14 protein-coding genes are annotated in these 11,371 nt (G+C 45.8%); 6 read left to right on the top strand and 8 right to left on the bottom strand.

The genetic code is table 11. The features are described from left to right. Positions 1-40 precede the first annotated feature (40 nt). From trmL to AB4623_RS15745, 4 genes are all read right to left on the bottom strand, one after another. On the bottom strand, positions 41-520 hold the full coding sequence (trmL, locus tag AB4623_RS15760) for a tRNA (uridine(34)/cytosine(34)/5-carboxymethylaminomethyluridine(34)-2'-O)-methyltransferase TrmL (RefSeq protein ID WP_009844716.1): 480 nt from the start codon (positions 518-520) through the stop codon (positions 41-43). Between the two features lie 77 nt (positions 521-597). Then, positions 598-1,215, bottom strand: a complete 618-nt coding sequence (locus AB4623_RS15755) for a superoxide dismutase (RefSeq protein ID WP_017066564.1) — start codon at positions 1,213-1,215, stop codon at positions 598-600. 76 nt (positions 1,216-1,291) lie between these two features. Then, complete coding sequence (gene cpxA, locus AB4623_RS15750) at positions 1,292-2,671, bottom strand: envelope stress sensor histidine kinase CpxA (RefSeq protein WP_017068848.1); 1,380 nt, start codon at positions 2,669-2,671, stop codon at positions 1,292-1,294. After that, positions 2,671-3,360: a response regulator gene (locus AB4623_RS15745; RefSeq protein ID WP_017066566.1), complete on the bottom strand. Its 690-nt coding sequence runs from the start codon at positions 3,358-3,360 to the stop codon at positions 2,671-2,673. Before AB4623_RS15745 ends, cpxA begins: the two co-directional genes overlap by 1 nt. 178 nt (positions 3,361-3,538) lie before the next feature. On the opposite strand from AB4623_RS15745, the gene AB4623_RS15740 reads away from it, so the two are divergent. From AB4623_RS15740 to pfkA, 3 genes are all read left to right on the top strand, one after another. Further along, entirely contained in the window at positions 3,539-4,048 is a 510-nt protein-coding gene (locus AB4623_RS15740) for a CpxP family protein (protein WP_017063671.1), read from the top strand. A gap of 164 nt (positions 4,049-4,212) precedes the next feature. Further along, the gene (gene fieF, locus AB4623_RS15735) at positions 4,213-5,121 is read left to right on the top strand and encodes a CDF family cation-efflux transporter FieF (protein ID WP_017066567.1); all 909 of its coding nucleotides are present in this window, start codon (positions 4,213-4,215) and stop codon (positions 5,119-5,121) included. 317 nt (positions 5,122-5,438) lie between these two features. Continuing rightward, a complete protein-coding gene (gene pfkA / locus AB4623_RS15730) occupies positions 5,439-6,401 on the top strand; it encodes a 6-phosphofructokinase (RefSeq protein ID WP_017061160.1) in 963 nt (320 codons plus the stop codon). A 149-nt stretch (positions 6,402-6,550) separates the two neighbouring features. Here pfkA and tpiA read toward each other — a convergent pair whose 3' ends face one another. Further along, positions 6,551-7,321, bottom strand: coding sequence for a triose-phosphate isomerase (tpiA, locus tag AB4623_RS15725; protein ID WP_017061158.1), 771 nt, complete (start codon positions 7,319-7,321; stop codon positions 6,551-6,553). Between the two features lie 249 nt (positions 7,322-7,570). On the opposite strand from tpiA, the gene AB4623_RS15720 reads away from it, so the two are divergent. After that, the gene (locus AB4623_RS15720; protein ID WP_017061157.1) at positions 7,571-7,918 is read left to right on the top strand and encodes a 5-carboxymethyl-2-hydroxymuconate Delta-isomerase; all 348 of its coding nucleotides are present in this window, start codon (positions 7,571-7,573) and stop codon (positions 7,916-7,918) included. 45 nt (positions 7,919-7,963) lie between these two features. Continuing rightward, on the top strand, positions 7,964-8,392 hold the full coding sequence (locus tag AB4623_RS15715) for a DUF805 domain-containing protein (protein ID WP_017063673.1): 429 nt from the start codon (positions 7,964-7,966) through the stop codon (positions 8,390-8,392). 61 nt (positions 8,393-8,453) lie between these two features. Here the strand turns inward: AB4623_RS15715 and AB4623_RS15710 are convergent, their stop codons facing one another. The 3 genes from AB4623_RS15710 to glpX all read right to left on the bottom strand — a co-directional run bounded on the left by AB4623_RS15710 (position 8,454) and on the right by glpX (position 10,750). After that, positions 8,454-8,801: a DUF3135 domain-containing protein gene (locus AB4623_RS15710; protein WP_017061155.1), complete on the bottom strand. Its 348-nt coding sequence runs from the start codon at positions 8,799-8,801 to the stop codon at positions 8,454-8,456. A 122-nt stretch (positions 8,802-8,923) separates the two neighbouring features. Next, positions 8,924-9,544, bottom strand: coding sequence for a metalloregulator ArsR/SmtB family transcription factor (locus tag AB4623_RS15705; protein ID WP_065584290.1), 621 nt, complete (start codon positions 9,542-9,544; stop codon positions 8,924-8,926). A 198-nt stretch (positions 9,545-9,742) separates the two neighbouring features. After that, the gene (gene glpX / locus AB4623_RS15700; RefSeq protein ID WP_017061153.1) at positions 9,743-10,750 is read right to left on the bottom strand and encodes a class II fructose-bisphosphatase; all 1,008 of its coding nucleotides are present in this window, start codon (positions 10,748-10,750) and stop codon (positions 9,743-9,745) included. A 324-nt stretch (positions 10,751-11,074) separates the two neighbouring features. Here glpX and zapB point away from each other — a divergent pair, with 324 nt between their 5' ends. Beyond that, the gene (gene zapB / locus AB4623_RS15695) at positions 11,075-11,317 is read left to right on the top strand and encodes a cell division protein ZapB (protein WP_008219652.1); all 243 of its coding nucleotides are present in this window, start codon (positions 11,075-11,077) and stop codon (positions 11,315-11,317) included. The last annotated feature ends 54 nt before the right edge of the window (positions 11,318-11,371 follow it).

Raw genomic sequence — 11,371 nt, 5'->3', positions numbered from 1 at the left:
GATAACAGATAACAGATAAAAGATAAGTTTGAGCGTTCGGTTATACCGCGCCTTCAAAGCCCATTTGTCGCCATGCTTCAAAAGCAATGATTGCCACTGCGTTAGACAGGTTCAGGCTGCGCGCGTCTGGCATCATTGGAATACGAATGCGTTGTTCCATTGGCATGCTTTCAATGAACTCAGCAGGCAGGCCGCGAGTCTCTGGGCCAAACATCAACACATCACCTTGTTGGAATTTTGCATCAACGTGGTGACCTGTCGTTTTAGTGGTGCAGGCAAAGATGCGGAAGTCACCCTCGCGTTCATTCTCAAGATACTCAAGGAAAGCTTCTAGGTTCTTGTGACGCTTAACTCGCGCAAGGTCGTGGTAATCCAAGCCAGCACGACGAACCTTCTTCTCTTCAAAATCAAAGCCAAGCGGTTCAATCAGGTGCAGGTTTGCGCCGCAGTTAGCACATAGGCGGATGATGTTACCCGTATTGGGTGCAATTTCTGGTTCGTATAGAGCGATATCAAACATGTTGGTTCACAAGAGTAATCAAAGATAGCCCGAGTATACGGTGGCAAGCTGAGTGAGTACAGTTCACCACCATTCGCTTACGCTTTATTCGCGAGTGCTTGTGCGTAGTTTTCAGCAACCGCCTTCCAATTCACCACATTCCACCATGCGTTGATGTAATCAGGACGACGGTTTTGGTAGCTGATGTAGTAGGCGTGTTCCCAAACATCGAGCGCAAGAATCGGTTCGCCATCACTGACAACGGTATCCATCCACGGATTATCTTGGTTCGAGGTTGAGATGATCTTCAGTTGCCCTTGCTCTACCACTAGCCAAGCAAAGCCGGAGCCAAAGGTATTGATCGCCGCTTGGGCGAACTGATCTTGGAATGTCTCGAAATCACCGAAGGTACTCTTGATAGCCTCACCAAGCTCGCCCGTAGGTTCACCACCGCCGTCTCGCGACATGCAGTTCCAGTACAAGATGTGATTGTAGTAGCCACCGCCATTGTTACGAACAGCCGGGCTGTGCTGAGAGATGTTGGCGAAGATCTCGGTCAGAGATTGCTGTTCTAGCTCGCTGCCAGACACCGCCGCAACAAACTTATCGTAGTAGGTTCTATGGTGCTTGCTGTAATGCACTTCCATTGTCTTAGCGTCAATGTAAGGCTCTAGGGCATCGTAAGCGTAGGGTAAAGCAGGGAAAGTGTGCGACATGGTAAATCCTCCTTAATTAGAGGATTTACCATAATGGTAATGACAATCATTATCAACTGCGATCTTTGTGGGGGTATTACACCGGTAAGATAGGCAGGGTGATTTCGAGTTGTAATCCACCGAGCTGGCTGCGGGTTGCGGTGATGGTTCCGCTGTGTTGGCGAATCGCACTTTCAGTAATGGTTAATCCAAGCCCTGTGCCGCCAGAGTTTCTGTCACGCGCTGTTGAGACACGGTAAAAAGGTCTGAAGATAGAATCGAGTTCATCCTCTGGAACACCATCACCATTATCATTGACGCAAATTGTTAGCTGATCTTGAACCACATGGAACTGTACATCCACTTGGTCTTTACCGTAGTAGATGGCATTGCGTGTAATGTTGTCTAGCGCACTCATCAGCAGTTTAGGGTTCCCCGAAATAGAGCGTTCTGGGATCTCCGAGAACGTCAGTTGTTTGCCCATCTGTTCGGCTTCAAACTCTGCGTCTTTTAAGATCTCTTCCCATAGGCTCGAGATAGGCTGAACCTCACGAGTAATATGGCTGTCGACCTGCATACGAGATAGCGTCAGCAGCTCACTGATCATCTGTTCCAAACGCTGTGCTTCGGTATCAATGCGTTCTAACTCTTGGCTCTCGCCTTGTTTACGAATCGCCAGTGCATTGGCCATGCGAAGACGTGTCAGTGGCGAGCGGAGCTCGTGTGAGATATCAGAGAGCAGGCGTTGTTGCCCCGAAATCATCTGGTTTACCGCTTCTACCATCTGGTTAAAGCTTTCACCAGCTTGTCTGAACTCTGAAGTACCTTTTTCGAGTGTTGGATCGACCTCGAATTGACCTTTCGCCACGCGTTGTGCCGCGCGTTCTAGCCTGCGAGCGGGTTGACTCAGTGCCCAAGCTAACCAAAGTAATAGCGGGGTACTCGCCAACATCACGGCAAGCAATAGCTGCAGAGGTCTATCAAACAGGCGCAGTAAGAATGGCGGTGGTTGGTTCCACTTCACTCCGGCATACATCAGCAACTCTTCACCAGCGAGAGTAATTGGCACTGGCCCTGCGACCATGTAGTGTCCGTAGAGTTTTTGCTTCGGTATCTCAGGGTTATCAATCGAGGTAACAAAGTTACGAATCGCCTTTAGCTTATAGTCTGAATGCCTTTTCGAGGTAAGGACTGCGCCCTCAAGATCGGTCAGGTAGATGCGAGCTCTAGAATCCTTGCGGCTGCGTGGTGCCTCCAGTTGGAAGACAATCTTGCCCAGATTAGGTTCTTTGGCGTAGCGTTTCTCTGTGATTTTAGCGATACGCTCGAGTTTATCGAGGTGATCTGCGGGCACATCTCGCGCGACTCGAGGGTCTAAATGGGGAAGTGACAGCACCGACAAAAGCACCAGTAACATGGTGAACCAAAAGATAGCAAAGATACGTCCATATAAGCTGGTGATTTTAGGTATACGCATTAATCTTCCTCTACCAATAAGTAGCCACGGCCTCGTAAGGTTTTGATGCGTGATTTGCCGTCAGTGCGCTCAGGAATCTTCTTACGTAGATTAGAGATGTGCATGTCTATCGCGCGGTCAAACGCTGCGAGCCTTTTACCCAGCACATCCAAACTCAATGCTTCTTTGGTGATCACTTGCCCTGGGTTTTGGATAAGGTGACTCAGTAGGGCGAACTCGGTTGTGGTGAGGTCGATGAGCTCCCCATTGCAGTAGGCTTCTTGTTTGCCAGGGAAGACTTCGATGTCTTGATATTGAACTCTATCACTGGCCGCCTTAGGTGCGGTGTTGGTTTGAGTACGACGCAAGATAGCTCGAATACGAGCTAACAACTCTCGGTCACTGAAAGGTTTAGGCAGGTAATCATCCGCGCCAAGTTCAAGACCAATCACACGGTCGATCTCTTCGCCTTTTGCGGTCAGCATTAGTACCGGCGTTTCCCAATTTTCCCTCAGCTTTTTTAGCGTTTCCATGCCATTAAGGCGCGGCATCATCACATCCAAAAGGACCAGATCAATCTCATCATTGATCGCTTCAAGCCCGGCATAGCCATCATTGGCTTCGGAGACAGTGAAGCCCTCAAAGCTCAAAATGTCTTTAAGTAAGCTGGTTAACTCTGTGTCGTCATCAATAAGAAGAATGTTCGCCATTGGGAAGCCTTAATCATTTAGTTAGGTTAATAATACTGCTAATTATTCGTCAACTTTCACTCTTTACGATTCTTTACGCTTTCTAAACGTCACTTTACGAGGGAAAGACTAATCTATATTCAAGCGCTGAGAAACAGACGCAACACATGACTTATTATACCGAATTGAGGCAACAATTATGAAAATGACTAAGAAACTTGTACTAGCAGCTGCGGCACTTCCACTTATTTTTGGTACAGCAAGCGCGTATGCTTACGGTGGTGGTGATAAAGGTGACCACAAAGGTATGCACGACAAGTGTGGCGGTTTCGATAAAAAAGTAATGCGCCAACTAGACCTAACCGACGCTCAAAAAGAACAGTTAAAAGAGATGCGTGAAGCAGACCGTGCTGAGATGAAAGCAAAGCGCGGTGCAAACAAAACGGCAAAAATGGCGCAAATGAAAGCGCATCACGAAAAGGTTCAAGCATTGGTACTTGCTGACAACTTTGACGAAGCAGCAGCAAACGACCTAGCAAGCCAAATGGTTGAGAAGCAAACTGAGCGTCGCGTAGCAATGCTTAAGAAGCAACACCAAATGATGAGCGTACTAACGGCTGAGCAAAAGACTCAACTGAAAGAAATCCAACAAGAGCGCATGACTAAGTGTGCTGACAAAATGGGAAAACGCATGAACAAAGACAAGTAATTCATTGCTTGAAAAATCAGCGTTGAATGAAAGTGTTTAGAAAGAAGCGGCCGAGTGTCGCTTTTTTTGATCCTTAAAAATGAATGTTTTACATCATGGCTGTCATATTCAATTGGTGGTTTGCAGGTTATACTTTGTGCTATCAGTCACTTTATAGCCAAGTTATGAAACAAGAATACGCACGTTTAGTTACGCTCGCCGCTTGGGCAGCCACCACCATCGCCACTATTTTATTGATAGTGAAAGTCGCAGCTTGGTGGGTGACAGGTTCCGTGAGTCTGTTGGCTTCCGTCGTGGATTCAATGCTGGATATCGCGGCCTCTGTCGTTAACCTTATCGTGGTTCGTTACTCTCTGCAGCCTGCCGACAAAGAGCACACCTTTGGTCATGGTAAGGCTGAATCTCTCGCTGCATTAGCGCAGGCAATGTTTATTTCAGGCTCTGCATGTTTCCTTATTCTCAATGGTATTGAGCGCTTCTTCCGACCTCATGAACTGAACTCTCCAGAAATTGGTATCTACGTCAGCCTGTTCGCGATAGTGATGACCTTTGGTCTGGTTCGCTTCCAAAAACATGTGGTCAACAAAACGGGTAGCCAAGCTATTGCAGCCGATTCATTGCACTATCAATCAGACCTTTATATGAACGCCGCGATTATGCTGGCACTGGCATTGAGTTGGTTTGGGCTTGGCCAAGCGGACTCTGTATTTGCGGTGGGTATAGGTATCTACATTCTGTACAGCGCTTATCAAATGGCGATGGAAGCGGTTCAGTCTCTGCTTGATCATAAGCTGCCAGATGATGAGCTGAAACAGATTAAAGAGACATCATTGAGCGTGGAAGGCGTGTTGGGTGTGCATCAATTACGAACGCGTCGCTCGGGGCCAATACGCTTCATCCAACTGCATCTAGAATTGGAAGATAATATCCCACTTATTGAAGCGCATCGCATTTCTGACGAAGTAGAGGCTAAGCTTATCTCCGTGTTCCCTGATGCTGATGTATTAATTCACCAAGACCCGTATTCGGTCGTATTTGGACCAGAGAAGCAGCAGAAATTCCACTCGTGGTAATGCGTGCTAAAAATCAGCGGGCAAATGGTAAGTGAGTGGCTTTTGAACTAAAGTGAGTAAAAATTATTAACTGTTAGGTGATTCAAAAACCACCTTAGTAACAATTAATGTTGATTCTGATGTGAATCAACAAAGTTATTGAGTAAAACTGTAATACTCTTACAGAAGTAGAAATGTTACATAATTTTACGCGATTTGAGTGCTATTCCTGTTGAGGAAATGTAACATAACGCACAAATATAGATTTAAAATCTTGTTGATATACAATCAGCAAGAACAAGAATTGAATAATAGATTCCCAAAAATCGAGGGTGAGCATGATTAAGAAGATCGGTGTTTTGACCAGTGGTGGTGACGCTCCAGGTATGAACGCAGCAGTTCGCGGCGTTGTTCGTACTGCGTTATCAGTTGGCATTGAAGTTTACGGTATTTACGATGGCTACCAAGGCCTTGTTGAAGACCGTATCGAAAAGCTTGACCGTTCAAGCGTATCTGACGTGATCAACCGTGGTGGTACTTTCTTAGGTTCTGCACGTTTCCCTGAATTTAAAGACGTTGCTGTTCGTGAGAAAGGCATTGAGAACCTTAAGAAGCACGGTATCGAAGCACTTGTTGTTATCGGTGGTGACGGTTCTTACATGGGTGCTAAGAAGCTGACTGAAATGGGTTACCCATGTATCGGTCTTCCAGGCACAATCGATAACGATATCGCGGGTACTGACTACACAATCGGTTACCTAACAGCGCTTAACACTGTTATTGATTCAATTGACCGTCTACGTGACACGTCTTCTTCTCACCAACGTATTTCTATTGTTGAAATCATGGGCCGTCACTGTGGTGACCTTACGCTTATGTCAGCAATCGCGGGTGGTTGTGAGTACATCATTACTCCAGAGACTGGCCTAGATAAAGAACAGCTTATCAGCAACATCCAAGATGGTATTGCGAAAGGTAAGAAGCACGCAATCATCGCTCTAACTGAGCTAATGATGGATGCTAACGAACTGGCTAAAGAGATCGAATCTTCAACAGGTCGTGAAACTCGTGCAACGGTTCTTGGTCACATCCAACGTGGTGGTCGTCCTACTGCATTTGACCGTGTATTGGCTTCTCGCATGGGTAACTACGCTGTTCACCTTCTTCAAGAAGGTCACGGTGGTCGTTGTGTGGGTATCGAGAAAGAAGAACTTGTTCACCACGACATCATCGATTGTATCGAGAACATGCAGAACCCAGACCGTTCTGAGCTGTTCCGCGTTGCAGAAGAGTTGTTCTAAGCCACGCTTAGCGTTCTCTTAAAGAATTTAAAAACCGCTGATTATTCAGCGGTTTTTTTGTGCCTGCCGTTTGGGTTTCAGAAACGACAGGTAATAAAAAAGGCCAACCTAAGTTGACCTTTCATCTAATCTAAACGGTGAGGTTTAAATTAAGCTTTTGCTTCAGCTGCTGCTTTAGCGATAGCTGCGAAGCTTTTCGCGTCTAGAGCTGCGCCGCCAACTAGAGCACCGTCGATGTCTGGTTGTGCGAAGTAAGCTGCTGCGTTTTCTGGCTTAACAGAACCGCCGTATTGGATAACAACTTTCTTAGCAACTTCTTCAGATTTCTCTGCGATGTGTGCACGGATTTGAGCGTGGATGCGTTGTGCATCTTCAGCTGTAGCTGCTTTACCAGTACCGATAGCCCAGATTGGTTCGTAAGCGATGATAGCGCCTTCAAGAGCTTCAACACCTTGAGTGTTGATAACAGCGTCAAGTTGACGAGCACATACTGCAACAGTTTCGCCTGCTTCGTTTTGTGCTTCAGATTCACCGATACAAAGAACTGGAGTTAGGCCGTTCTCTTTTAGGAATGCGAATTTCTTAGCTACGAACTCATCTGATTCGTTGTGGTATTCACGACGCTCAGAGTGACCGATGATGATGTGAGATGCGCCGAACTCTTTAAGCATTGCTGGAGACATGTCGCCAGTGAATGCACCGCTGTTGTTTAGGTCAGAGTTTTGAGCACCTAGGATGATCGCGCTGCCCGCTTCAGTAAGCGTACGCTCTGCTAGATCAACGAAAAGTGCTGGTGGAGCAACTGCTACGTCTACGCCTGTTACGCCTTCAAGTTCAGCGTTAAGACCGTTTAGTAGATCAACAACCATTTCTTTGCTGCCGTTTAGTTTCCAGTTACCCATAACTACAGGATGACGCATAGGAATATCTCCAAAGTATTTAAATAAATCGAATGTAAAAAAGTAAACTTTATTACGAAATAATATAACAGATTAATATCAACAGATCATGACTGTGGTCATGACTTTCTTGGATCTTACTCAATGGTCAGAGTAGATTTTGAGCATATATCAGTGATCCGGCAGACAGAATAATAGCTAACTTCTCGGATTTTTCATCGTTAGTTGTTATTAAGGGACAAACGATTGCGTTAACAACAGGAAGTAACAATGCCGAATCTAGTTCTAGAGTACTCCAATTCAGTGGATGAGCGAGTAAATATCCAAGGCTTACTGGAAGATCTCCACCAAGTCGCTCTCACATGTGGCTTGTTTGATGTGCCATCAGTGAAATCTCGTTCACTGCGTTGCCATAATTGGTTGGTCGGTGATGAGGAAGATAGTGTAGACTTTATTCATATCAGCTTTGAGTTACTTTCGGGACGAACGGAAGAGCAAAAGCGAGAATTGTCACGATCGTTAATGCAGATCCTGCAAGAACAAGCGAGTCATGTAAGAAGCTTAACGGTGAATATTCGTGATATGGATAAAAGTTGCTTTCAAAAAGTAATAAACTAACCATTGCTGCTGACTTTTAGCGGCGTATAAATTTGAGTATTTAAGATGTCGATGAAAGAATTACTGCTCTCTTTCAAGGGGAGAATTGGTCGTAAGACTTACTGGATTTGGAATGTTTTCTACTACATAGCGATTACCGGTTTTGCTTCAGGTATCTCTGTGTTGTTCCCTGCTTACTCTTATATCCTGCTACCAATCATCCTATTGATGCTTGTGATCCCAGACCTTGCGGTAACCGCTAAGCGCTGGCACGACCGCAATAAGTCTAATTACTGGCTACTATTGAATGTGCCATTAGTATTGGGTCGTTTAGCTTCGCCAATGGTTGCAACGACGACAGAGCCGGTATCGCCAATTCATATGGCGGCAACCGTCGCGGCATTAGTGTGTGGTTTCTGGATTCTGATTGAGTGTGGTTTGTTGAAAGGTACAGAAGGCCGTAATGACTACGGCGAAGACCCATGTAAATATTGAACAGCGAACCAATAAGAAGGGGGCATTACGCTCCCTTTTTCTTTTTAGTGCTTTGCTAATTTCAGTACATTTTAGGTTCGGTATTCGGCTTAAAAGGCACGACATTTTCAGGCAGAGATTCTTCAAAGCCGCAGCGCCCTTCGAGTGCATCTTGGAACTTACAGACCTGACAGCGCAGCTCTTGCATGAGTACGACATTGGCGTGGTGTGGGTTTTTACAACGGCTAACCACTAAGTCGATGTGACTTTGCTGCGCACGAAGTCGGTCTTGCATCACGTCTGAAGCCGAACAAATCATCTGTTCGCACATCTCGTGTTTGAATTGATTGAATGCTTTCGGGTCGCTTTTCGCGAGTTGGACAAGTTCATCAAAGGGTGGCAGTTTTTGAGCGGGTTGTGGATGCGCCATCATTCCTTCCTTAGCATTAAGCGTGTTTCATATGCTCTAAGCTTAAGAAAGAAATCTGTACAAATTTTAATCTATTTGTATTTTCTCAATATTGAGACGGTATTAGCCGATTACCTTTGCAATCAAAGGGCGGGTGTTAAGGTGTAAGTGCAGCGTCGTTCGCCAGCAATGATGTGCTCTGTACGGCTCACGTGACACTCATCTTTTAGTAACTCAGTAAACACGTTGAGCTCAGATTGGCACAGGCTAGGGCAGCGAGTTGCAGCCTTACAGATAGGGCAGTGGTTCTCAATCAAGATGTAGTGATCATCATACTCTTGAAGCTCAGCCATGTAGCCTTCGTCTTCACGAAGCTGGGTGAGTTTTTTAAGCTTGCTGATGAGTGAATCACAGCCAGACAGCGCAGTTTGATACTGCTTAAGAGTGTGTTGTTCACGCTCGGCAGCAACCTTAGCCAGCCCTTCTTTACCAAATAGATTCTCGACAGCATCAATCACTTGAATGGTGAGTTCACCATGTCGGTCTGAAAATTGGTTATGACCTTGTTGAGTCAGGGACCAGTGGCGAGTCGGGCGACCCACTTTCACTTTCACATCATGAAACGCAAGAATACCGTCATCTTCCAGGCTTTGCAGATGTTGCCTTGCCCCCATTGTCGTCATGCCAAATTCTTCTGACAGTTGTTTCGCGGTTACCGCGCCTTGACGCTTAATGGTCTGTAAGATTCTGTCGCTTGTTTTCATACTATCCCTACCTAATGAACCTTACTATTATGAGGCAAGGTGTTTATAAAGCAAACCATTTACTATATTGATGATAATTTACTCTATAGATAGCGTTTTACTCTATTGGCTGCCATGGTCAGATTCTGGTGCGCTAATAAAACAAAAGGCTGATACTAGGTATCAGCCTTGGAATATTCTGTTTCACCGAATTTAGGCTTACAGGATATGACCTACTACTTCTGGATCTTTACGCTCTAGGTAGTGGATAGATTTGATGCGGCGAATTGTACGGCAGCGGCCACGGATAAGCAGGGTTTCTGTGGTTGCGATATTACCTTGACGAGAAATACCTTCTAGCAAGTCACCCTTAGTGATGCCTGTTGCTGAGAATACAACGTTGTCGCTGCGTGCCATGTCTTCCATCTTCAATACGATACCCGCCGTTACGCCCATTTCTGCGCAGCGCTCAAGTTCAAGTTCACCGTGCTTGCGGTTCTCTTCTGTGTCGCCTTTCACTTCGTGGCGAGGTAGAAGACGACCGTGCATGTCGCCGTCGAGTGCGCGAATTACCGCCGCCGAGACCACACCTTCAGGTGCGCCGCCGATGCAGTACATGACGTCTACTTCACTGTCTGGCATACAGGTTAAGATAGAAGCCGCAACATCACCGTCTGGCACAGCAAATACACGAACGCCCATTGCTTGCATGTCGGCGATGACTTGATCATGACGAGGCTTAGCAAGCGTGGTTACGACTAGAGTATCAAGTGTTTTACCTAGTGCTTTAGCGATGTTTTCTAGGTTTTCTGTTAGTGGCAGTTCTAGGTCAATCACGCCTTTAGCGCCAGGGCCAACAACCAACTTTTCCATGTACATATCAGGCGCTTTAAGGAAGCTGCCTTTTTCGCCCGCAGCCAATACAGCCAATGCATTTGATTGGCCCATTGCTGTCATGCGTGTCCCTTCAATTGGGTCAACTGCGATGTCGACAGCGTCGCCGCCCACACCTACGTTTTCGCCGATGTATAGCATAGGTGCATCATCGATTTCACCTTCGCCGATAACAATCTCACCGCTAATTTCGGTTTTGTTTAATAGGCTACGCATTACTTCTACAGCAGCGCCATCTGCAGCGTTTTTATCGCCACGGCCAAGCCACTTGTAACCAGCTAGTGCTGCACCTTCTGTGACACGAGAGAATGACATTGCTAAATCGCGTTTCATGCGGACTCCAAAATTTTCAAAGGGGGAATAGAAATTTCGCGGCGAATTTTACCATATCCAAAAGGAAACGTTTGCCTTTTTGTTTTTTGGAGATTGCTCTCGATCAATTCGCAGTGGAAAACAGTTATTATTCATCAAAATAATCGGTTTGCCGTTGTGGCGGTAATCGTTCACGTCAATATTCGGTAAAAAGTGCTGTTTTTTTCATCGAATGGCGCAAAATATCGAATATATTGAGTGTTTATCCTTGCTCTGCTGAGTAGAATGGGGAAATAAGTGGAGTGAACCTTCACCATCAAACGGATAACTTAAAGGTAGGCCAGAATGTCTTTTGAAGTACTAGAGCAGCTAGAAGCAAAAATTCAAACAGCAGTAGATACAATTGCACTTCTTCAAATGGAAGTGGAAGAGCTTAAAGAAGAGAAACAAGCACTAGCAACAGAAGCTGGTGAGCTTAAAGCAAGCCGTCACGAGCTAGAGCAAAAAACTCAGCAAATGCAGGAAGAGCATTCAGCATGGCAAGATCGCATCCGTAACCTTCTTGGTAAAATGGATGAAGTAGAGTAATCGACTCTTCAGATTTAAAAAAACGCCCGCTACTCAGTAGCGGGCGTTTTTGTT

It is taken from the genome of Vibrio sp. 10N.222.52.C12, from assembly GCF_041474215.1.
Taxonomy (GTDB): Bacteria; Pseudomonadota; Gammaproteobacteria; order Enterobacterales; family Vibrionaceae; genus Vibrio; species Vibrio crassostreae_C.
Note: the sequence above shows the minus strand (reverse complement) of the source record. Positions and strands in the feature narration are given on the sequence as shown.

Excerpts from the sequence above, each read along its gene's own strand:
- trmL (WP_009844716.1), bottom strand. The coding sequence starts at position 520 with ATGTTTGATATCGCTCTATACGAACCAGAAATTGCACCCAATACGGGT.
- AB4623_RS15755 (WP_017066564.1), bottom strand. The coding sequence starts at position 1,215 with ATGTCGCACACTTTCCCTGCTTTACCCTACGCTTACGATGCCCTAGAG.
- cpxA (WP_017068848.1), bottom strand. The coding sequence starts at position 2,671 with ATGCGTATACCTAAAATCACCAGCTTATATGGACGTATCTTTGCTATC.
- AB4623_RS15745 (WP_017066566.1), bottom strand. The coding sequence starts at position 3,360 with ATGGCGAACATTCTTCTTATTGATGACGACACAGAGTTAACCAGCTTA.
- AB4623_RS15740 (WP_017063671.1), top strand. The coding sequence starts at position 3,539 with ATGAAAATGACTAAGAAACTTGTACTAGCAGCTGCGGCACTTCCACTT.
- fieF (WP_017066567.1), top strand. The coding sequence starts at position 4,213 with ATGAAACAAGAATACGCACGTTTAGTTACGCTCGCCGCTTGGGCAGCC.
- pfkA (WP_017061160.1), top strand. The coding sequence starts at position 5,439 with ATGATTAAGAAGATCGGTGTTTTGACCAGTGGTGGTGACGCTCCAGGT.
- tpiA (WP_017061158.1), bottom strand. The coding sequence starts at position 7,321 with ATGCGTCATCCTGTAGTTATGGGTAACTGGAAACTAAACGGCAGCAAA.
- AB4623_RS15720 (WP_017061157.1), top strand. The coding sequence starts at position 7,571 with ATGCCGAATCTAGTTCTAGAGTACTCCAATTCAGTGGATGAGCGAGTA.
- AB4623_RS15715 (WP_017063673.1), top strand. The coding sequence starts at position 7,964 with ATGTCGATGAAAGAATTACTGCTCTCTTTCAAGGGGAGAATTGGTCGT.
- AB4623_RS15710 (WP_017061155.1), bottom strand. The coding sequence starts at position 8,801 with ATGGCGCATCCACAACCCGCTCAAAAACTGCCACCCTTTGATGAACTT.
- AB4623_RS15705 (WP_065584290.1), bottom strand. The coding sequence starts at position 9,544 with ATGAAAACAAGCGACAGAATCTTACAGACCATTAAGCGTCAAGGCGCG.
- glpX (WP_017061153.1), bottom strand. The coding sequence starts at position 10,750 with ATGAAACGCGATTTAGCAATGTCATTCTCTCGTGTCACAGAAGGTGCA.
- zapB (WP_008219652.1), top strand. The coding sequence starts at position 11,075 with ATGTCTTTTGAAGTACTAGAGCAGCTAGAAGCAAAAATTCAAACAGCA.